Origin of the sequence: Veillonella parvula, assembly GCF_024461875.1 — a bacterium.
Taxonomy (GTDB): domain Bacteria; phylum Bacillota; class Negativicutes; order Veillonellales; family Veillonellaceae; genus Veillonella; species Veillonella parvula_I.
The window spans coordinates 845,440-867,963 of record NZ_JANGAL010000001.1 but is presented as its reverse complement, the minus strand read 5'-3'; the positions used below and the strand labels follow the sequence as shown (position 1 = coordinate 867,963).

The window sequence follows — 22,524 nt, the reverse complement described above, 5'->3', positions numbered from 1 at the left end:
GAAGGAGGCTCATCATGGGAGACACAAAGAAAACGTATTATATTACGACACCTATTTATTATCCAAGTGCTAAGTTGCACATTGGTCATACGTACTGTACATCTGTAGCCGATACAATCGCACGTTTTAAACGATTAGCAGGATATGATGTACGTTTTTTGACTGGTTCAGATGAACATGGCCAAAAAATCCAACGTGCTGCAGAAGCACAAGGTATTACTCCTCTTGAATATACTACAAATATTGTAAATGGTTTTAAAGCATTGTGGGAAAAAATGCATATTTCCAATGACGATTTTATTCGGACTACCGATGAACGTCATGAAAAGGTTGTTCAAGCGTTATTTACAAAAGCTTATGAGAAGGGCGATATTTACAAAGCAGAATATGAAGGCTGGTATTGTACACCAGACGAAACTTTTTGGACAGAGCAGAAGCTAGGACCTAATCATACTTGTCCGGATTGCGGTCGCCCTGTAGAGCGTGTTAAAGAGGAAAGTTATTTCTTCAAACTCGGTAAATATACGGATCAATGGCTTAAGTTTATTGAAGAGAATCCTGACTTTATTCAGCCTGAATCTCGTCGTAATGAGATGATTCAATTTGTAAAGCAAGGTCTAGAAGACTTGGCGGTGTCTCGTACATCCTTTGATTGGGGAATCAAGGTTCCATTTGATCCTAAACATGTAGTATATGTTTGGTTCGATGCATTAGTGAACTATATTAGTGCACTCTCTCCATTTGATGGTGATGGTGAACTATATAAAAAATACTGGCCTGCAGATCTCCATTTAGTAGGTAAGGAAATCGTACGTTTCCATACTATTATTTGGCCTATGATGCTCATGAGCCTTGAGTTGCCATTACCAAAAAAGGTATTTGGACACGGTTGGATGATTGTAGATGGTACAAAGATGAGTAAATCCTTGGGGAACGTAATCGATCCAATCCCATTGATTGATACATATGGTGCAGATTCTTTGCGTTATTACTTATTAAGCGAGATTACGTTAGGTAATGACGGCAACTTTACGTTACCTAACTTCGTTACAAAAATTAATGCAGATTTATCTAATGATTTAGGTAACTTATTAAACCGTACTATTGCGATGATTGAAAAATACCATGGTGGTGTGATTACAAAATGCGATGATATGGATGATTTAGATCGTGATGTATCTATATTAGCCGTTCAAACTGCAAAAGATTTTGAAGCGGCGATGGAAAATATGGAGCTTAATAAAGCTATCAAAACTGTATGGTCCTTTATTGGTCGCATGAATAAATACATTGATGAAACAATGCCTTGGGTATTGGCTAAATCTGAAGATGCTCATGATAAAGTGCGCTTGCAATCTGCTATGTATCACTTGGCAGAGGCATTGCGTATCATTGCCATCTTGGTAAGCCCTGTAATTCCTGTAGGAGCTCCAAAAATCTGGGAACAATTAGGGCTTACAGGTTTTGAAGTGGCTACGTTGGAAGATGCTAAAACTTGGGGATTATTGGCAACAGGTACTAAAGTTGTAAAAGGTGAGCCTATCTATCCACGTTTTGAAGTTCCTGAAATGGTAGATGTAGTTGTTACAGAAGAAGTTGAAGAAGCTGTAGATACATCTAATATTCCACCATTAAAAGAAAATATTACCTATGATGACTTTGAGAAACTCGATCTTCGTGTAGCTAAAGTTATAAGCTGTGAAAAAGTGCCTAAGTCCAAGAAGTTGTTGAAATTTGTATTGGATATCGGTATTGAAGAACGCACAGTATTAAGTGGTATTTCCCAATATTATGAACCGGAGGCTATGGTTGGTAAAAAGGTAATTTATTTGTCTAACTTGGCTCCTAAAAAGATGATGGGCATCGAGTCTTATGGTATGATTTTGTCCGCCTCTGATTGGGAAGAACATTTAGAGGTAACAAATATCGAATCATTACCGGCAGGAAGTGTGGTTAAATAATGAAACTTTTTGATACACATGCTCATGTGAATGATGGGCGCTTTGATAATGATCGTAATGAGATGTTACAAGCCTGCTTTGATACAGGTGTAGAATATATTATGATTCCTGGTGTTGACAGAGGTACCGTTGAGTCTGGTTTAGCTTTGGCTAAACAGTACGATCAATTATATGCTGCTGTAGGGACTCATCCCCATGAATCAAAGGACTTTACAGAAGAAGACTACGAGTTTTATAAGGAACAAGCTCTTAACAATGATAAGGTACGTGCTATTGGTGAAATTGGACTAGATTATTACTATGATTTTTCTGACCGTGAAACACAAAAACGCGTATTTATTCGTCAGTTAGAGCTTGCTCGTGAAGTAGATCTCCCGATTATTATCCATGACCGCGATGCACATGGTGATATTATGAATATCTTGCGCAATGAAGGGAAGGATAACTGGGGCATTTTCCATTGCTATTCTGGTAGCTGGGAGATGGCAAAAGAAGCCATTAAAATGGGCTTTTATATTTCCTTTGCAGGTCCTGTAGTATTTCCTAAGTCTACAAATCTTAAGGACGTGGCAAGACAAGTGCCATTAGAACGAATCCTCATTGAAACCGATTCACCGTATTTGACACCACCACCATTTAGAGGCCGTCGAAATGATCCAAGTAAAACTCAGTTTGTGGCAGAAGAAATTGCAAGCCTTAAAGGGCTCGATGTAGATGAGTTTTGTGAAATTGCTTTTAATAATGGTAAACGAGTATTTGGTATCGAGTAAATGTAGAACTAGTTCATAAGATTATTAGCGAATAAAATATCTATTGGACTTTAATTACTAAGTTTTTGCGTATAAAGTATTAGAATACATGATAAAACTAAATTAGAATTATAAATCATAAAACGCGGTTCTCCCTTATCGATGAGAATCGCGTTTTTCTATGGTATACTAAAGTATATTCAGACTGAACAGAAGTAAGATGAGGATAGCAACATGAAACGTATTGCATTTATAGATTTAGGCTCGAACTCAGTTCGTTTTGTCATATATGAAATTTCTAAGACTGGTAGTTATCGACTGATATATCAAGAGAAAGAAAGTGTACGTCTCAGTGAGAATATGTGGGGAACTCACGAATTGACTAAAGAAGCTATGGAACGCTCTTTGCGTGCTCTAAAAGGTTTTGTACACATGGCTGATGCAATGGAGGCAAATACGATTAAAGCTGTTGCTACCGCAGCAGTACGTTTGGCTAAAAATGGGGATGCTTTTATTAAATCCGTAAAAGAACGAACGGGTTTGGATTTAGAATGTATTGCTGGTGAAGAAGAGGCTCGCCTGGGGTTTCTTGGCGTTATCAATACCATTGGACTTAAGGATTTTATTATTTTTGATTTAGGTGGTGCCAGTACCGAGATAACCCTTGTACGAAATCGTCATATTACAAAATCGGTGAGCTTGCCGATAGGGGCCCTTACCTTAACAGGCACCTATCAGAAGGGGGATGAATATACTCCTAAAGAACTTGATAAACTGACGAAAGTTGTAAAGAAAACGATTAAGGAACATGCATGGCTTCGCAATGTGAAATTACCGCTCCTTGGTATCGGTGGCACTGCTCGTAATATTGCTAAAATGGATCAACGCAAGTTATCTTATCCCATTACAAAGCTACATAATTATGAAATTCCATATCATAGATTCCATGAAATTTTGGAAGAAGTAAAAGGCAAAACTCTAGAGGAACGCAAAAAGATTAGTGGTTTATCATCGGAGCGCGCTGATATCATTATTGCAGGTCTCACTATCGTAGAAGAATTATTTAACTACGTAAATACTAAAACACTCGTTGTTGGTGGGTGTGGTTTGCGAGAAGGTTTATTTTACGACTATTATGGAGCACACTACTTAGGTGGTAACTCTATTATTGATGATATTTTAGTACATTCTGCAGAGAATGTATTATTAGGTATGACTAAACATGAGTTAGTTCATGCTAAATATATTACAGATTTAGCTATTAAACTGTATGATGAATTAGAACCACTTCATAGAGCTGATAAAAATACAAGACGTTGTTTGATTGCGGCTAGCTTATTACATGATATTGGTAAACGGATTAATTATTATAGTCATGCCCGACATGGCTGCTATATGCTTGTCAATAGTAATTTATATGGGCTTTCCCATGTTGAACAAGCTTTTAGCGCGTTCCTTGTTATGAACTCTCATGGTTTGACGCCAAAAGAGTATAAAAACTTCTTATACGGTAAATTGTTAGATCAAGAACAGCGTTTGTTGGGCCAAAAAATATCTATTATTCTAGCCTTGGCTGAAGCTCTTGATGAAAGTCATGAACAATTTATTCGCCATTTATCCGTGAATCTAAAATATACTAGTGTACAATTAGTAGTAACCTATTTGAACGGTTGCGATATAAGTGTCACGAAAGCGGCTGTAGAGAAATTAGGAAAATCCTTCAAAAAAGAATTCAAGAAAACATTAGAAGTAGAGTGGAAGGAAGCTCGTAAGGAGGCATAATGGCATTACCAAAAGCGTTACGATATGCAGTGCTACATGTAGGCTCCAGTAGCATGAGTATTACTATTTTAGAATACAAGGGTATCGATGATGTACGCGTTATAGATTATGCAGCTAGGGAGGTAACCTTTGGGGAAGAATTATTCCAAACCTCTCGTTTAAGTTTTGAAACGATTGAGGAAATTTGTCATATCTTAAAGGGATATAAACAATTAATGGCTGATTACGGTGTGAGTCGCTCTAGATTATATGGTACTACTGTAATACGTGAAGCCGCTAATCGTCGTAGTATTCTGGACCAAATTTATATTCAAACAGGTATGCGTGTTGAGGTTATCGACATGCCTAAAGAGGTGTATTACAAATATGCCTTACTATACTACAAGATGACTAATCAGTACCGCTTGACGGATCCTACAAAGGCAACATTATTTCTTGATATTACTTCTGGTGGTGTAGGTTTAACCGTTTGGCGTGGTGAAAGCTTATTATTCCAGCGCAATATGCATAGCGGGTCATTACGTGTTATGGAATCTTTTAATCGCAACCAACGTTCCTCTACATCGTTTCCAATGGCTATTACCGAGTATTTACATCGCATGATAGGCCCATTACGGGAGGAGCTTAAGACCTTCAATATTAATAGTGTTATTTTATCAGGCGATGAAGCTCAATATATGGCGCGTCTCATGGGAGATGGCAGTAATAAGGACGATATTATTACGATAGAACCAGAACGTTTTAAGGGCTTCATCAAATCCTTTGATGGTGTAACAGCCACTAAATTGATCAATCGATATAAACTACCTGAATATAAGGCGAATATTTTGATGCCTACTATGATTTTATTTAATGAAATTATAACAGCTATAGAGCCTAAATCGTTGATTTTTAGTAGCTTCTCCTTCTCTCAAGGAATAAGTTGGTTCTATGGCGTTGAGGCGGAAAATAATCCCTTTATGTACCAATTGCGTGAGCAAAATGCTCAATTAGCTCGTGCTGTTGCCGCTAGATATCATACTGACAGCATTCATGATGCTGAGGTGGAACGTTTCAGTTCTTTATTCTGTAAAACATTACGCCATAAAGGTTTACCGGAGCGGTGGGGTTACTTATGCCGCATTGCAGCTATATTGTGTTCTGTAGGCAAGTTTGTTAATTTACGAAACCATGGAGAGCATGCGTATCATATTGTGATGGGCACAGATATTTTTGGGCTTTCAGAAGAAGAAAAACAAGTAGTTGCAAATGTCGTATTTTATCACTATAAGGGAACTCCATCTGATGATGATACATATTTTAATTCCTTGACAGAATTACAAAAGATTCAAGTTACAAAGTTAGTAGCTATCATTCGTGTGGCCTGTGCTCTCGATGCAGGAAGTAACCAAAAAATCTCAGATGTTATATTGGAAGAGCGCGATAATGTATTGTATGTATTCTGTCGCACTAATGAGGATATTTCTTTAGAATGGTGGACGTTTAATCGAGATGCTGAATATTTTACAGAAGTATTTGGTATGGAACTTATGCTTGTAAGAGGAGGTGACCGCCATGTTCAGTAATGCTAAATATTATTTTAATCGTGAATTATCTTGGCTAAAATTTAATCAGCGTGTACTATTAGAGTCCATAGATCCAAATACTCCGCTGTTGGAGCGGTTGCGTTTTATTGCTATTGCTAGTTCTAATTTAGATGAGTTTTTTATGATTCGAGTGGCTGGCTTACGTCATCAAGTTGTGAATGGCATTGTTAAATATGATGCAGCTCATATGGATGCAAAAGCACAATTAAAGGCGATTGATGAATCTGTACAGCGTCTTGTTTCTATGCAAAGCACGTATTTAAATAATGTACTGACTGAACTAGAGGCTCATGGCTTTTTCTTTACCCATCCTGATACACTAGATGTAAAAACAAAAGCTTGGCTACGCCATTATTTTGAGGAACATATATACCCCGTAGTAACACCATTGGCTGTTGACTCGGGGCATCCATTTCCATTTTTAACAAATCATACCATTAATGCAATTGTACGTATCTTTCAAATACAAGAGGATGGGACTAAGGATTACAAGATTGCTATCTTGCCAATACCATCTGTATTAGATCGAATCATTGAAGTTCCGAGCCGAGGCAATAAGGAACATCGATTTGTTTATCTAGAAGATGTCATTACTTACTATGCAAATCAATTTTTCCAAGGTTATGGCATTGAAGATTATATGGTTTTCCGTATTACTCGTGATGCAGACCTTGAAATAGACGAGGAAGAAGCAACAGATTTGCTATCTGAAGTAGAGGCATCCTTACGGCGTCGCCGTCGTGGTGATGCGGTACGTCTTGAAGTTTGTGGAGAGATAAAGGATCACTTATTAGACTTTGTCCTTACAAGTGTAGAATTAGAGCAAAAGGACGTATATCACATTGATGGACATTTGGATTGCCGTATGTATTTTGATTTCTGTAATTATCCAGGTTATGATAAGCTCCGATATGAACCGTTTGATCCTAAGATTCCTAGTGAATTAGTTGATCATGAAGGTGATAGCTTATTTTCTATTATTGGGAAGCAAGATCTTTTTGTTCATCATCCCTTTGAATCTTTTGCAGTGGTTGAGCAATTTATTGCACAAGCAGCTATAGATCCTGATGTATTGGCCATTAAACAAACATTATATCGCGTTAGTGGGGACTCTCCGATTATTGCGTCCTTAATAAAAGCGGCAGATAATGGGAAACAAGTAACCGTCCTTATGGAGGTTAAGGCGCGATTTGATGAAGAAAACAATATTCATATGGCTCGACGACTCGAAAAAGCGGGATGTCATGTTATTTATGGTTTAAAAGGTCTTAAGACACACTCTAAAATTACTATGGTGGTACGCCGGGAAACGGATGGTATTAGGCGGTATGTCCATCTAGCAACGGGAAACTATAATGGTAAAACAGCTCGCATGTATACTGATTGTGGTATATTTACTTGTAATGATGAGTATGGTGATGATGCGTCACGTTTCTTTAACTTGATTTCTGGATATTCTGACCCACCGATTTGGAATAAGTTTATTGTAGCGCCTTTAAATTTACGTGAAAAAATTATGGAACTTATTGACCGTGAAATCGAGTTTGCTAAGAATGGGGAAGAAGCCTATATCATTGGTAAGATGAATTCTCTGCTCGATAAAAAGGTCATTGCTAAGTTGTATGAAGCTTCTTCTGCTGGAGTTCGTATCGATTTTATCGTGCGTGGTATTTGTACGCTTCGTCCTGGCATTGCCGGTGTTAGTGATAATATAACAGTACGCTCTATTGTGGGGCGTTTTCTTGAACATCATCGTTTGTTCTACTTCCGTAATGGAGGGAATGAAAGTCTGTACCTATCTAGTGCAGATTGGATGCCTCGAAATTTGAATGAACGTGTAGAGCTTATGATTCCTATTGAAGATAAACGCCATAAAGAACGGGTAAAAAGTATTTTAGATTTATATTTAGATGATACATTAAAAGCTCATTTTATGAGAGCAGATGGTTCATATCATAAAATCAATGATCGAGAGAATCCTATATCTGCTCAAGAGGAGCTAATGAAAGCTGCTATTGAGCATGAACACAGAGAGTCAATGACGGTCATTGAACGGTTACAACCGATGTTAAAAATGAATAGATGATGAAGAAACCTTAATATATTAGGTAATGAATTTTAATACAATTACATAACATATAAAAAGCCCATTATATGGGCTTTTTTACTTTCTTATACATTTAAAAATGAGGGTAAAGTGAAGTTTTGGGTATTCTAGAAAATATTGGTAACAATTGACAAACACATAAAAATACAAATTTAGTAATAAAAAATCTGTATATACTATATGTGGTATTAGTATTGTATATATGTACACAATTCGGAATATATTGTATAGTATTTAAAAATATCGATATGTACGCATACAGTGGATTTTTATTAAAAAATACAAAATACAAACTATTATAAATTCAGTATTTATAAAGGGTTTTGCCCTATTGTTAACTTACAGTGTTTGACAGGTTATATCTATCTGTAGTAGAATAATACCATTGCAGGAGGGATTACAACATGAGAATTCATAAGACACACAAGCGATATATTTCGTCTGTTGTTGCCGGATTGATTGTAACAGCTGTAACCATGACCGGGTTTTCTTATAATGATAAAACCGTTACCGTAATGGTCGATGGTGCAGCACACACTGTTAGAACGCATTTAAATTCTAACGAAGGCATTGTACGCGATGCTGGGGTTAAGTTAAATCCAAATGATAAAGTTATTTCTAGTTCATCTACAGTTCAAAATGGAACAACCTTAACAGTTGTTCGTGCTATTCCAGTTTATGTAACTGTAAATGGTAAAACAAGAGCTGTATTCACTACAGAAACAACTGCTCAAGGTGTTGCTAATGAGCTTGGTTTCAAAGCACCTAATTATGTAGTAGTGGGCGATGAAAATGGATCTGTTTTAAGTGGTACACGTATAACAATTGCTCAAGTAACAAGCCGCTCTCTATCTACAGTAGATCAAGAAGTTGCTGTTGAAGTGGTTCGTCAAAAAGATGATACTATGGCTAAGGGCGAAGAAGAGGTTGTTCAAGTTGGTCAACCTGGCTTAGAACGAGTACAACGTGAAACACTATATAGTAATGGTACAGTTATTAAAACTAATGACGTATCTAAAGTAACACAACGTGCAATGGTACCTACAATTATTAAAGAGGGCACTCGTGAGGTGACTACATCTCGTAATGTGGCAGGACGTGCATCTCGCGCTATCGTAATGGAAGCATCTGCTTATCTTGCTGGCGATGGTGATGGTGCTGGTATTACCGCTACGGGTGTACCTGCAGTACGTGGCATTGCTGCAGTAGACCCAGATGTTATTCCATTGGGCACACGTTTATTTATTCCTGGTTACGGTGAAGCTATTGCTGCCGATACAGGTGGTGCTATAGTAGGTAACAAAATCGACCTTGTAATGGACTCTTATGGGGAGGCTATGGACTTTGGTCGTCAAGACGTTACAGTGTACGTTTTGGACTAATATGATGATTTAGAGGGTATATCTATAAGATATATCCTCTTTTTATTGGACCTACTTAGCTCAGTAATATTCAATTATAATAGATATAGTAGAAGGACGCCTTATGATTAAGGCGTCCTTTTTTAGTCTTCAATATATGGAATTAAGTATTCGTATTTGGTACCCTTTAATTCTTCTTTAGGGATAAATCTTAAAGCTGATCCATTGATACAGTAGCGAAGAGAGCCATTAGGACCATCTTCAAATACATGACCTAAATGAGCATTACCGATGCGGCTACGAACTTCTATGCGATTCATACCATGTGAGTTATCTTGGTAATATTTGATAACATCTTTAGCTATTGGCTTAGTAAAGCTAGGCCAGCCACAATGGGAATCGAATTTATGGGCTGATACAAAAAGGGGTTCTCCAGTTGTAATATCTACGTAGAGACCTGCTTTGAACTCATCTGTTAGTTCATGGCTGAAAGGTGCATCTGTAGCAGAGTTTTGAGTTACTTCAAACTCTTGTGGCGTTAATGCCTCTAAATCTTCCTGGGAAGGTTTAGCATATGTATTATCATCGATGAGTGGTTCATCAGATAACCCCAATGGAATGTGACAATAGCCATTAGGATTTTTGTCTAAGTAATCTTGATGATATTCCTCAGCAGAGTAGTAGTTCTCTAAAGGCAATACTTCGATAGCAAATGGTTTGCCTTCAAAAGCTTGAGCACGAGCTAAGGTACTTTCAATAACGGCCTTATCTGTTGGATCAGTATAATAAATACCCGTACGATATTGAATGCCTACATCACCACCTTGTTTATTAACGCTAAATGGATCGATAGCGCGTAGGAAATATTGAATTAAGTGGTCTAAAGATAGTATATCAGCATCGTAAGTAACCTTGAGAGCTTCTACGTGGCCACTATTGTGGCATACATCTTCATAACTTGGATTCTCTGTAGGACCGTTAGCATAGCCTACTTCAGTAGAAAAGACACCGGAGATTTTTCTGATGTATCCTTGAAGGCCCCAGAAACAACCGCCACCTAAATATATTGTATGTTCATTCATTTAATCACCCCATACTTCTTGAGCTATTTCTTTAACTAATGCTAGTTTAGCCCATTGTTCTTCCTCGGTCAATTGGTTGCCGATTTCACAGGATGCAAAGCCGCATTGAGGGGATAAGCAAAGTCTTTCGAGGGGGATATATTTTGTCGCTTCTTTGATACGTTCTTTGATGACTTCTTTGTCTTCTAACTCTGGGCGTTTAGATGTGATAAGGCCTAATACAACTTTCTTATTAGGAGAAACTTCACGCAATGGCTCAAAACCTCCAGAACGATCATCATCAAACTCTAAGTAATAAGCGTCTACATTCTCTTTGGCAAATAGAATAGGGGCGATAGGTTCGTAACCACCGCTAGCAGCCCAAGTAGAGTTATAGTTGCCACGGCATACATGTGTGGTAAATGCTAAGTCGTGAGGGCGTCCTTCAAGTGCCAAGTTATTCAAACGTAAATATTTAGCAGTTTCACCTTCGATGGTTACGCTTTTATCTTTTTGGCGACCTGTCCAGTAAGCGTGATCACAGCACATACCCCAAGTACAATCATCGAATTGAATGTTGCGGCAACCTGCATCATAGAGGTCTTTAATCACTTGGCGATAGGCAGCTGCAATATCTTGAATGAGTTCTTTTAAATCAGGGTAGAAGGAGCGTGTTGTAATGCCGTTATCCTCACGAAATAATTCAGCTAAGAATTGGGATGGGGCTGGGATTGTTTGACGCGCCGTAGTATTTTCGTCTTCAAATTGTTTTACAAATTTGAAATGCTCAACGAATGGGTGGTTTGTTCCCGTAATTTTACCAGTAAGGGCGAGGGAACCTGGCGCTGTTTCTTGACCGACAAATTTGTAACCGTGTTCTAGTTCAATCTCTTTTACGCCGTTAAAGCCCCACATGAAATCTAGATGCCAATAGGCACGGCGAAACTCGCCATCTGTAATCACTGGTAGGCCAGCCGCTTTCTGTTTTTGAATGAGGTCTGTAATGAGACGATCTTCAACGGCTGTTAATTCTTCTCTAGTAATATTTCCGTTATTGAAAGCTTCGCGAGCTTCTTTTAATTCTACAGGACGTAGGAAAGAACCTACAATATCAAAGTGGAATGGTGCTGTATGTTTAGCCATAATAATAATCCTCCTTATATAAACGGTAAAACCGATAATTTCGATAGGCTTATTATAGCGAAGTATGATTATATATAAAAATATCAATATGTTTAAGTTTGATATAGTTTAAAGCTATGTTGATATAAATTTTTGCTCGATAAGTTATACCTATAGAAAAGCACTCTCTAAAAAGAGAGTGCTTTATTAATATATTATTTAATCGAACTAAATTGAACAATCGTGTTATATAGACTTATTAATAATATGATATGTAATTATTTTTTGTTTTCCGGCAATTTAATATGTCTACCGTAGTTGCTAACATATTGTTCTAGGGCATGGATATATTCTTGACCCAAACGGCTGCGTTGCATTTTATTATTAGTAATATAGCCGATGTGCATTAAACCTTCTTCGGCAAGTGGTACTGAAATGATGTTTTCACCATTTACCTCTTTATCGATTACACCACTAGATACAGTGTATCCATCAAGGCCAAGCAGTAAACTAAATAAAGATGCTCTATCGCGAACACGAATATGTTTTGGGCGTACTACGGTACTGAAGATTTCTTCAGAAAAGTAGAAGGAATTATGATCACCTTGTTCAAAGGAAATATATGGATATTCTTCTAATTCGTCCATAGAGACGACCTCTTTATTGGCTAATGGATGTGTTTTACCAATAAAGATATGAGGATGGGCCGTAAATAATTCTGTAAAGGTTAATTCATTAGTATGAATCAGTTTTTCCAATACAGGACGGTTGAAATCATTATAATAGAGTAAACCAATTTCACTCTTCATATGAGCTACGTCATCGATGATTTCATAGGTTTGTGTTTCTCGTAAGGATACATCGTATTGGTCGATTCCAGCGCCTTTTAAAAGCTCTACAAAGGCATTGACTGCAAAGGAATAGTGTTGGGTAGACACGGAAAATTGTTTTTTACCGCCGCTTTGGCTTTTATATTGTTCCTCTAAAAGGGCTGCTTGCTCCAGCACTTGGCGCGCATAGCCGAGAAAGCGTTCCCCTTCTTTGGATACGGTAATTCCTTTATTGGTGCGATCGAAAATGGTGATGCCCATTTCTTTCTCTAGTTCTTTAATCGCTTTGGTAAGGCTTGGTTGAGACACAAATAATCTCTTGGCAGCTTCGCTAATGCTACCTATATTGGCAATTGTTGTTACATATTTTAATTGTTGTAAGGTCATGATTGGCCTCCTTTTATATATTACACTATTAATACTACTCGATTATAAGTATTTAAGCAATGTTATATATATGTTACAATGTACTAATAGAATAAAAGGGGGATTTATGCTAAAACAAGTCATTGTCGTAGAAGGAAAATCTGATATTCAGCGTATCGCTCAAGCTGTAGAGGCTGATTGTATTGCTACAGAAGGTTTCATTCTTCGAAAAGGTGTTATCGATATGATTCGCGTTGCCTATGAGAAACGTGGCATTATCATATTAACTGATCCTGATACAGCAGGGGAGCGAATCCGACGCGTTTTAACTAAAAAATTTCCTAATGCACAACATGCTTTTGTGCCTCGTGACGAAGCGTTTGCAAATGATGACATTGGCATAGAACAAGCATCTCCAGATTCAATCAGAAAAGCTCTATCTACATTACACGTAGAGTCTTTAGAATCATCCAACGAATTTACTATGGTGGACTTAGTGCGTCACGGATTGTCTGGTATGCCTGGTAGTGCAGCACGTCGAGCGGTTATTGGTGCTAAATTAGGTATTGGATACGGTAATGGTAAACAATTTTTGTACCGTTTAAATCATTATGGTATAACTCGAGATGCTTATGAAGAGGCAGTAAATTGTTAAAATAGGAGTTAAGATGTTAGAATCAGTAATTGCAAGCCCAGAGGTTGTGCATTATATATGTAAGCGTTTTGATATTAAAATGAGCAAAAAGCTAGGGCAAAATTTTCTTATTAAGCGAGGCATAGTTGATGAAATTGTACATGCTGCGGAATTAACCGTAGGGGAACCTGTCCTAGAGGTCGGTCCTGGTATTGGTACGTTGACACAAGGTTTAGCTCAAAGTGGGGCAGATGTAACGGCTATCGAGCTAGATCGTCGCTTATTAGAGGTACTAGATACGACATTGGCATCTTATGACAATGTACGTATCATTCATGGTGATGTGTTAAAGCTTGATGTGCCAACGATTATGAATCACAAACCTTTTAAAGTGGTTGCCAATTTGCCATATTATATTACAACACCTATTATTATGTCTTTGTTGGAAAGTAAATTACCTATTGAACGTCTCGTTGTGATGGTGCAAAAAGAGGTAGCTTTACGCATGGTAGCAAAGCCGGGCACAAAGGACTATGGTGCATTATCGGTTGCTGTTCAGTATTATACGGAACCAGATATTGTTCTTGATGTACCACCTAAATCCTTTTTACCAGCCCCAGCAGTAACTAGTTCTGTTATTCGTTGCATATTGCGCGATAAACCACCTGTAGATGTGATTGATGAGAAATTATTTTTCTGTGTGGTAAAAGCTGGTTTTGCGCAACGCCGTAAAACATTCTCTAATACGATGAAGACAACGGGTTTAACAAGGGATAGAATTGAAGAGCTATTAGCAAAAGCGAATATCGATGGACAACGAAGAGGTGAGACCTTTACACTTCAAGAATTTGCCGATGTAGCCAACGCATGGGCAGCTTTAATCAAATAGTATAATACATAAAGAGCTTATTGGACTGATAAAATATCATTTCAATAAGCTCTTTTTCATGAAAAAAGGACCCCAATGGGTCCTTTTTAGTTAGTAAAGAATGCCAGCCATGGTTGTAATGAGGAAAGCATTTGCAAAGTCGATTAAGAAGGCACCTACTAAGGAAACTACGAGCCAGGCACGAGGGGATGGACCGTGTTTACTTGCTAAGGATAACATGTTAACTAATGCGTTTGGTGTAGCACCTAAACCGAAACCGATAGCTCCGGAACCAAGCATAACTGCATCGTAGTTGCGACCAAAGAGGAAGTAAATAAGGTATGCAAATACACAGATAAGTGCCATTTGTACAACTAAGATTGTAATAAGTGGTAAAGCAAGATCAATTAATTGAACTAATTTCAAGCTGTTGATAGCCATTGTTACGAATAAGGATAATGCTACATTAGATACTGCATCAAGAGCTGCATCGTTGATTTTGTATGCTTTAGTAAAATCACCAAAGTTACGAATTACTGCTGCACAAATCATAGCGCCAATATATGCAGGTAGTGGAGTAAGAACAGATAATCCAGCACTTACGATGGTACCGATACCTAATGCAAGACCAATCCACATACAAATTGTTAAAAGATCTTGAGAGTTAAACTGTTTGCCACCGCTTTCAACGTGATCTTCGATCATATCGATGCCTTCATCCTCCATTAACTCAGGATTTTCATAAGGTGTTTTAACTTTATGCATTTTAATAATGCGTTCACCTACAGGCGCACCGAGGATTGTACCAGCTACCATGCCAAATGTTGCAGCTGCAACTGCTGCGGAAGCGGTACCAGGGATACCAAGTAATTGTTCGTAATATGGACCGAAGGCACCAGCTGTACCAAGGCCACCAATCATAGATACAGAACCAGCCATGATGCCAATAATTGGCTCAATTCCTAATGCTTTAGCAATCATAATACCTGCAGTATTTTGTACTACAATCCACACTGCACATGCTAAGAAGAAGAAAATAATGAAGATACCACCCTTTTTGAGGACTTTTAAGGATGCCATTAAACCGATAGTGGTAAAGAAGGCAAGCATTAGAAATGTTTGTAAGGAACCTTCAAAGGTAATGTTTAAGATTTTATAATAAGACAAAATAGCAGTTAAAAATGCAAATGGAAGAGCGCCTACCGCTGGTGCAGGCATACACATACGTTGTAAGAACTTAGAATGCTTATTGATCCAAGTACCGATGAATAAGGTAATTACAGCAAGACCTACAGTTTGAATCATGGACAGTTTTAAGGTCCATACATTGTTGACTAGGGCTAAGTCAATAAGTGGCATAAAATCACTCCTTTAAAATAAAAAATAAATCTGAATTTTATGGTATCATGAATGGTCAAAAAATACTATAGAATATATAACGTATAAAAAGTTTACATTTTTATCTTTAAACACTCATAATAACACAAAAAAACAATAATATTAATAAAGCTATTTTTATGATTATACATATAAATATAGAAAAGTAATAGTATATATTACTTATGTACATAATCATACTATATGTATTCGACTTAAATCTGTGATTTTCCTTCTTGTTATAAAAAAATAAACTGGAATATATTTTTTATATTTATAATTATATAAAATATACTCCAGTTTTAAAATTTAATATTTTTATATTATTTCGTAAGACTCTAAATTATAAATGCGATAGATTCGTTCTATAAATGCATGTTAAGATATAACTAAAATATATATACCTAGCAATAAGCTAATTAGAAGTTATAGCTCATGGTGTAATTTAGGGGTTGTTAAGAATGTTACATCCGGATTACGCTCTTGAACCCAACCCATTTGCCATTCGTTAGAGATAAGAACTACGGTGCGATCCCGATTATCTTTTACAATCATCGCATTATCAATACCTTTTAATGATGCAATATCAACTTCGCCATCAATCCAACGGGCTACACCATATGGTAATGTATGATTTAATAAATCAACGCCATATTCATTTTTGAGGCGGTACTCAAGAACTTCAAATTGAAGCATACCTACGGCACCGACCACGAAGGAATCAAGGGCACCTGGTTGTTCAAAGATTTGAACAGCCCCTTCTTGAGCCAATTGAGTCATACCTTTTTGGAATTGCTTACGTTTCATAGTATCTTTCGGGGATACACGAGCAAAAAACTCAGGAGGGAAGACAGGGAAGTCACCGAAAGTTACTTTGTGTTTTTGTGCACAAAGCGTATCTCCTACGCCCATAGTACCGGCATCAAAGACACCGATAATATCGCCAGGGTATGCATCTTCTACGATGGTACGTTCCGTAGCCAAAAATTGTTGAGGCTGAGATAGGCGGATTGTTTTATTAGATTGGCGATGTAATACAGACATACCTTTTTCGAATTTACCAGAGCAGATACGCATAAATACGATACGGTCATGGTGATTAGGATCCATATTTGCTTGAATTTTGAATACTAGAGCAGAGAAGTCTTCACTAGTAGGTTGCACTATTTCCTCTACCGCTTGTCGTGGAACAGGGGATGGAGCTAGTTCTAAGAATTTTTCTAAGAATGGTTTTACCCCAAAGTTCGTCATAGCAGAACCGAAAAACATAGGCGTTAATTCACCAGCACGAACCTTATCAAAATCGAATGGATCGCCAGCAACATCGAGCAACTCAATATCGTCAAGCAATGCTTGGTATACATCGTCACCTAATAACTCTTTCATACGAGGATCCGTTAACGCCCCTTTTTCGGAAGCTAACTTTTCTTGACCATGTGTTTCGTCTTTTGCAAAGAGCTCTATAGTTTCGTGTTCTCTATCGTATACGCCTTTGTATTCGCCATTAATACCGATAGGCCAGTTCATAGGACACGTACGAATACCGAGAACATTTTCGATTTCTTCCATTAGATCGAATGGGCTGCGACCGAAATGGTCAATTTTGTTTACAAATGTAAAAATAGGAATACCGCGCTCTTTTGATACAGCAAATAGCTTCTTTGTTTGGGCCTCTACGCCTTTTGCTACGTCAATAAGCATGACAGCACTATCAGCAGCCATCAATGTACGGTATGTATCTTCAGAGAAGTCTTGGTGACCAGGAGTATCAAGGATGTTTACACGACAACCATCGTAGTCAAATTGCAATACGGAACTCGTTACAGAGATACCACGTTGTTTCTCGATTTCCATCCAGTCGGATACGGCGTGTTTTGCAGTTTTACGAGACTTTACGGAGCCTGCTAAGTGAATAGCACCACCATATAATAGTAATTTTTCCGTTAATGTTGTTTTACCCGCATCCGGGTGAGATATGATTGCAAACGTACGACGACGTTGTACCTCTTCTAAAAATGTCATGATTCACCTCTATTAATATGTTGTGAAAGCAGATAAATCTTTAGGCTCTACTTTCACAGTCTATATATCGTAAAAATTATACATGATTTTTCTAGTTATGACCACTAAATTGTAGTATAATGAGATTTCATAGAACGGCTTGGGGTTGGCCGTTATCTTCAGGTTAAGGAGGGGAACCATGCGGTTATTTATTGCGGAAAAGCCATCCATGGCTCGCGAAATCAGTAAATGCTTACCAGAAAATAAGAATATCCAAAAGCGGAATGGCTATTTTATCCAGGGTGACGATGTGGTGACCTGGGTAGTAGGTCATGTACTGCATCAGGCTGAGCCCGGAGATTACGATGATAAATATATCCGTTGGCGTCCTCAAGATTTGCCTATCGTGCCAGCTGAGTGGAAATTGCTTGTCACAGATAGCAGCCGTCAACAGTTTGAGATTGTAAAAGACCTTATCGACAAAGCTGATGTCATCGTCAACGCAGGTGACCCGGATCGGGAAGGGCAACTCTTAGTTGATGAAGTTTTGTACTATGTAGGTAATACAAAACCAGTACAGCGTATTCTATTAAATGCCCTCGATGAAAAATCCATTCGTTCTGCACTTGATGATTTGAGAGATAACAAGGACTTTCACAATCTATATCAATCTGCATTGGCAAGAGCACGGGCAGACTGGCTCATTGGGATGAATTTATCTCGGGCATATACATTATCTGAACGTTATAAAGGTAATAAGGTAACATTGCCAATTGGTCGTGTAAAGACACCAACGTTAGCTCTTGTTGTACGTAGAGAACGAGAGTTAGCTGCATTTAAACCAGTAGACTATTTTACTGTAAAGGTATTATATAACCATCCTAATGGGGTGTTTTGGGCCACTTGGCAGCCGACAGATGAGCAAAAAGGATTAGATCCTGATGGTCGTCTTATTAATAAGGCTATAGCTGATTCATTAGTTGAACAATTGCAAAGTGGACCTGATGGTGTTATTAAAGCTGTTACTAAATCCAAAAAGAAAGATGTACAGCGTTTACCGTTATCCCTGTCATCCTTACAGGTACTGGCAGGTAAAGCCTTTTCTTATGATCCACAGACTGTACTTGATACAGCGCAAAAATTATACGAAAAGAAATTAACTACCTATCCACGTTCTGATTGTGAATATTTACCACCCAATCAATATGATGATCGCAATGCAATCCTCAACAATCTACAAAATGCAGGTGATGAGAGATTAGCACAGTGGGCTGCCGATGCAGATCGTTCTATTAAGAGCCGTGCTTGGAATGAAAAGAAAATTACCGCCCATCATGCTATTATTCCTACAACGGTGGCTTGTAATATAAATAGTTTGTCCCAAGAGGAGCGAAATATTTATTTCCTCATCAGTCAAGCTTATATTGCTCAATTTTATGGGGAGCATATTTACGAGCAAACTAAAATTGTAGTAGAACAATGTAAGGAAGAGTTTGTAGCTAATGGTCGTGTAGTTATCGAAGAAGGATGGAAATTGCTTTATAAACGACATAAGTCTAAATCTACGACGGACAATGACGAGCCCGATCTAACCGATGAGCGTGGGGCTGAGTCAGACCCTAAAAAAGAGATTATTGAAGAAACGGACCACTTGCCAGCAGTTAAAAAGAACGATACTGTTTTATATACGGATTCTTCTGTAGAGGCTAAACAAACAAAGCCACCATCCCGTTTTACGCCGTCCACATTACTACAAGCGATGAAGGAAATTCATAAATTCGTAAAAAATGAAGATTTGAAAAAACAATTAAAGGCTGTATCTGGTATTGGTACAGAAGCAACGCGGGCAAACATAATTGATGAGCTTATCAGTCGAGGCTTTATGAAAACGTCAGGGAAGAAGCAAGTCTTATCTCCAACGGAAACGGGCTATCTCTTAGTAGATGCTCTGCCAGAAGAGCTGCTTTATCCTGATGAAACAGCTGTTTGGGAAGAACGCTTAGCACTTATGAGCGAAGGAGAGGATACATTAGATTCCTTCTTAGCGGATCAAATTAAGTTTTTAAAATTATTAATTGATAAACTTGGTTTTGATAAAGTAGTAAACTCTGATCAAATGATGCCAAATGTGGTACGAACTATAACGAGTCAAAATCGTAAGCGCCCTATGGATAGTGAAAGCGTAGACTTGTCTTCCTTACCTGTATGTCCTAAGTGTAAAAAGGGCCGTTTGCAACAGCGGAATGGTAAATTTGGTGCCTTTTTAGGCTGTACAAATTATCCTACTTGTAAACATACTCAGCCAGTAGAAGGGGATGTTTCTAGTATTGAAGATAATATTGAAGTATCTGATGAAGATAAACAATATAAATGCCCTAGATGTAAAGTAGGTTACTTTGTGAAACAAGAGGTGAGAGGTCGAACAAACTGGATTTGTAGTAATCGATCTCAATGTAAGACCCAATGTTCTGATGTAGATGGGGTACCGAGTATTTATGTTAACAAATCTAACATTACTTAGAAATGATTATTTTTATTGTAAATAATAAAAAGACGCGCACAGCTAAGCTGTACGCGTCTTTTTTGTTTAAAACTGCTTTTGTAGAAGAAAAATTTCTTCATTTAGTTTAGGATATTAAGCTGAATTTTATCTGCGTTTGCCACGACGCCCAGTCTGAGACGTAGACGCGCGGCGTTGGCGTGTATTTGAGCCTTTGTGACCTCGTGCCTTGTGAGCTTTAGCCTTAGTTGATTGGTAAGTGCTTGTAACCTTAGGTTTACTAGCTGATTTTGTGCGTTTCGGAGCAGTACTGGCGTTGCCCTTAGTCTTAATCTGACCATCTTTTGTATATTTTGTAAGCGTAGCTTGAATAGCTCGTTCAATACGTCTTAACCAAGCCTCATCCTGTGGAGTTGCAAATGTTACAGCAATACCTGAGTTACCAGCACGACCTGTACGTCCAATTCGATGGATATAGTAATCTACATCGTGAGGTACGTCGTAATTATATACATGTGTGATACCTTCAATGTCGATACCGCGAGCCGCAATATCGGTAGCTACTAAGATTTGTGTTTTCGCTTTTGCAAAGTCTCGTAGAATTTGTGTGCGACGACCTTGTGTCAAGTCACCGTGCATTTCTGCAATATTAAGCCCTGCTGCGGTTAACTCGTAGGATAAACGAATGGCACCTTCCCGTTTATTACAGAATACAATTGCTAAGAATGGATTGTCATCTTCAATCATTTTGATGAGACGTTGTGTTTTTTCTTCAGGATTCATCATATACACTCGTTGATCAATTGATTCGAGCGTGATATGTTTGCCTTCTGCTGTTACAGAAATAGGTTTAGACATGTATGCCTTTGCGAGATTTCGGATTTTATCTGGAATTGTTGCAGAGAATAGCAACAGTTGCCTATTAGCGTCTGTTTGGCTAATGAGATTTTCAATATCTGGTAAGAAACCCATATGCAACATTTGGTCTGCTTCGTCTAGTACAACACGGCGAATACAATCTAAATGTAGGGAACCGCGTTTTGCGTGATCTAATAATCGACCAGGTGTACCTAGAATAACTTGAGGACGACGTCCCAGTTGCTGTAGTTGGGCTTCAATAGTTTTACCACCGATGAGAGGGAGGATATCTACATTTAAAATAGAACCTAGTTCCTTCGCTTCGTCGGAAATTTGTTTAATTAGTTCCCGTGTAGGTGCAATGATAAGCACTTGTTCTTGATGAACATCAGTATGTACACGTTGTAAAATTGGCAGTAAGAAGGCTAGTGTCTTCCCCGTGCCTGTTTGAGCTTTTGCTATGACATCATTCCCTTTAAAGACGACAGGAATGGATTGTTCTTGAATTGGCGTGGGCTCCTTGATACCTTGTTTTTGTAGGGCTATGATGAGCTCATCACAAACACCTAAAGATTTAAAAGATTTCATGGATTGTCCTTTCTATAATACATATTATATTAATTATACAGTATGCACATACTAGGGGCAAATGAATTGAACTTGGAAGATTTATAGTCTTAATATATTCTAGACTCAAAAAAATATTATAGTACTTTCGAATATATTTTTTTGATAATATATAGAAAAATATTGATATAATTAAGTGAAATGAGAAATGAAAACATTAAAATAACTACATTTAAACTATTTATAAACTGTTAATTGAGAATGTGTTAGCATTTGTAAATGATAATCTTTGTAGTGTTTATTGATTACTGTATCTAAATATATAGCCATGAAATATTAAATTTCAGCTAGTATTCAGTATTTTATTAGATAATCATATAAATAATCTCATATTAAATATGATAATAAAATATAGATATGAGATAAAAATAAACCATAAAAATGATAATAATTGTTGAAATTAATGCTTGATTTGATATAATAATTTAAGATATTAATACGCATTATTATTTTGTGTGGTTAATATGAGGTTGTTAGGTACAATAATTAGGAGGTGTCGTATGGCTATCAAAAAGTTGAAAGACATGAAGCCAGGTGAGTCTGGTCTTATTGTTGCACTACATGGCAGTGGCAATGTTAAGCATCGTCTAATCGACATGGGTCTCGTACATGGTACAAAAATCCATGTTATGAAGTTTGCCCCTTTGGGTGATCCGGTGGAAGTCAAAGTAAAAAACTTTGAATTAGCACTTCGTACAAGTGAAGCTGGCATGATTGATGTAGATGTTCAATAG

General features: G+C 37.6%; 16 protein-coding genes. 10 read left to right on the top strand and 6 right to left on the bottom strand.

The annotated features are described in order from the left end of the window. Positions 1-14 precede the first annotated feature (14 nt). The 6 genes from metG (at position 15) to NE668_RS04115 (ending at position 9,567) form a co-directional block, all read left to right on the top strand. Positions 15-1,961 carry a methionine--tRNA ligase gene (metG, locus tag NE668_RS04140; RefSeq protein ID WP_227036787.1) on the top strand — a complete coding sequence of 649 codons (1,947 nt, stop codon included), beginning with the start codon at positions 15-17 and terminating at the stop codon, positions 1,959-1,961. Beyond that, on the top strand, positions 1,961-2,731 hold the full coding sequence (locus NE668_RS04135) for a TatD family hydrolase (RefSeq protein ID WP_008713599.1): 771 nt from the start codon (positions 1,961-1,963) through the stop codon (positions 2,729-2,731). Before metG ends, NE668_RS04135 begins: the two co-directional genes overlap by 1 nt. Before the next feature lie 213 nt (positions 2,732-2,944). After that, the gene (gene ppx, locus NE668_RS04130; protein ID WP_227036788.1) at positions 2,945-4,492 is read left to right on the top strand and encodes an exopolyphosphatase; all 1,548 of its coding nucleotides are present in this window, start codon (positions 2,945-2,947) and stop codon (positions 4,490-4,492) included. Then, on the top strand, positions 4,492-6,057 hold the full coding sequence (locus NE668_RS04125; RefSeq protein ID WP_004697172.1) for a Ppx/GppA phosphatase family protein: 1,566 nt from the start codon (positions 4,492-4,494) through the stop codon (positions 6,055-6,057). The genes ppx and NE668_RS04125 overlap by 1 nt, the downstream gene beginning before the upstream one ends. Beyond that, a complete protein-coding gene (gene ppk1, locus NE668_RS04120; protein WP_227036789.1) occupies positions 6,047-8,164 on the top strand; it encodes a polyphosphate kinase 1 in 2,118 nt (705 codons plus the stop codon). The genes NE668_RS04125 and ppk1 overlap by 11 nt, the downstream gene beginning before the upstream one ends. A 425-nt stretch (positions 8,165-8,589) precedes the next feature. After that, positions 8,590-9,567, top strand: coding sequence for a resuscitation-promoting factor (locus tag NE668_RS04115; RefSeq protein WP_119562804.1), 978 nt, complete (start codon positions 8,590-8,592; stop codon positions 9,565-9,567). A gap of 122 nt (positions 9,568-9,689) precedes the next feature. Here the strand turns inward: NE668_RS04115 and msrB are convergent, their stop codons facing one another. From msrB to NE668_RS04100, 3 genes are all read right to left on the bottom strand, one after another. Further along, on the bottom strand, positions 9,690-10,628 hold the full coding sequence (gene msrB, locus NE668_RS04110; RefSeq protein WP_227036790.1) for a peptide-methionine (R)-S-oxide reductase MsrB: 939 nt from the start codon (positions 10,626-10,628) through the stop codon (positions 9,690-9,692). After that, the gene (locus NE668_RS04105) at positions 10,629-11,750 is read right to left on the bottom strand and encodes a 5-methyltetrahydropteroyltriglutamate--homocysteine S-methyltransferase (protein WP_227036791.1); all 1,122 of its coding nucleotides are present in this window, start codon (positions 11,748-11,750) and stop codon (positions 10,629-10,631) included. A gap of 257 nt (positions 11,751-12,007) precedes the next feature. Continuing rightward, the gene (locus NE668_RS04100; RefSeq protein WP_227036792.1) at positions 12,008-12,946 is read right to left on the bottom strand and encodes a LysR family transcriptional regulator; all 939 of its coding nucleotides are present in this window, start codon (positions 12,944-12,946) and stop codon (positions 12,008-12,010) included. A gap of 106 nt (positions 12,947-13,052) precedes the next feature. On the opposite strand from NE668_RS04100, the gene rnmV reads away from it, so the two are divergent. Together rnmV and rsmA are read left to right on the top strand one after the other, a co-directional pair. After that, positions 13,053-13,580: a ribonuclease M5 gene (gene rnmV, locus NE668_RS04095; protein ID WP_227036793.1), complete on the top strand. Its 528-nt coding sequence runs from the start codon at positions 13,053-13,055 to the stop codon at positions 13,578-13,580. A gap of 13 nt (positions 13,581-13,593) precedes the next feature. Next, positions 13,594-14,448: a 16S rRNA (adenine(1518)-N(6)/adenine(1519)-N(6))-dimethyltransferase RsmA gene (rsmA, locus tag NE668_RS04090; protein ID WP_227036794.1), complete on the top strand. Its 855-nt coding sequence runs from the start codon at positions 13,594-13,596 to the stop codon at positions 14,446-14,448. Between the two features lie 90 nt (positions 14,449-14,538). On the opposite strand, the gene NE668_RS04085 is transcribed toward rsmA, so the two are convergent. Next, positions 14,539-15,786, bottom strand: coding sequence for a sodium/glutamate symporter (locus NE668_RS04085; RefSeq protein WP_105086586.1), 1,248 nt, complete (start codon positions 15,784-15,786; stop codon positions 14,539-14,541). Between the two features lie 444 nt (positions 15,787-16,230). Beyond that, positions 16,231-17,826 (bottom strand): peptide chain release factor 3, encoded by a 1,596-nt coding sequence (locus NE668_RS04080; protein WP_227036795.1) that lies wholly within the window; start codon positions 17,824-17,826, stop codon positions 16,231-16,233. Between the two features lie 178 nt (positions 17,827-18,004). Between NE668_RS04080 and NE668_RS04075 the strand changes: the two genes are divergently transcribed. Further along, complete coding sequence (locus tag NE668_RS04075) at positions 18,005-20,326, top strand: DNA topoisomerase 3 (RefSeq protein ID WP_227036796.1); 2,322 nt, start codon at positions 18,005-18,007, stop codon at positions 20,324-20,326. Positions 20,327-20,452: 126 nt separating this feature from the next. Here NE668_RS04075 and NE668_RS04070 read toward each other — a convergent pair whose 3' ends face one another. After that, positions 20,453-21,751, bottom strand: coding sequence for a DEAD/DEAH box helicase (locus NE668_RS04070; RefSeq protein WP_004693294.1), 1,299 nt, complete (start codon positions 21,749-21,751; stop codon positions 20,453-20,455). Between the two features lie 539 nt (positions 21,752-22,290). Here NE668_RS04070 and NE668_RS04065 point away from each other — a divergent pair. After that, positions 22,291-22,524: a FeoA family protein gene (locus NE668_RS04065; RefSeq protein WP_004693295.1), complete on the top strand. Its 234-nt coding sequence runs from the start codon at positions 22,291-22,293 to the stop codon at positions 22,522-22,524.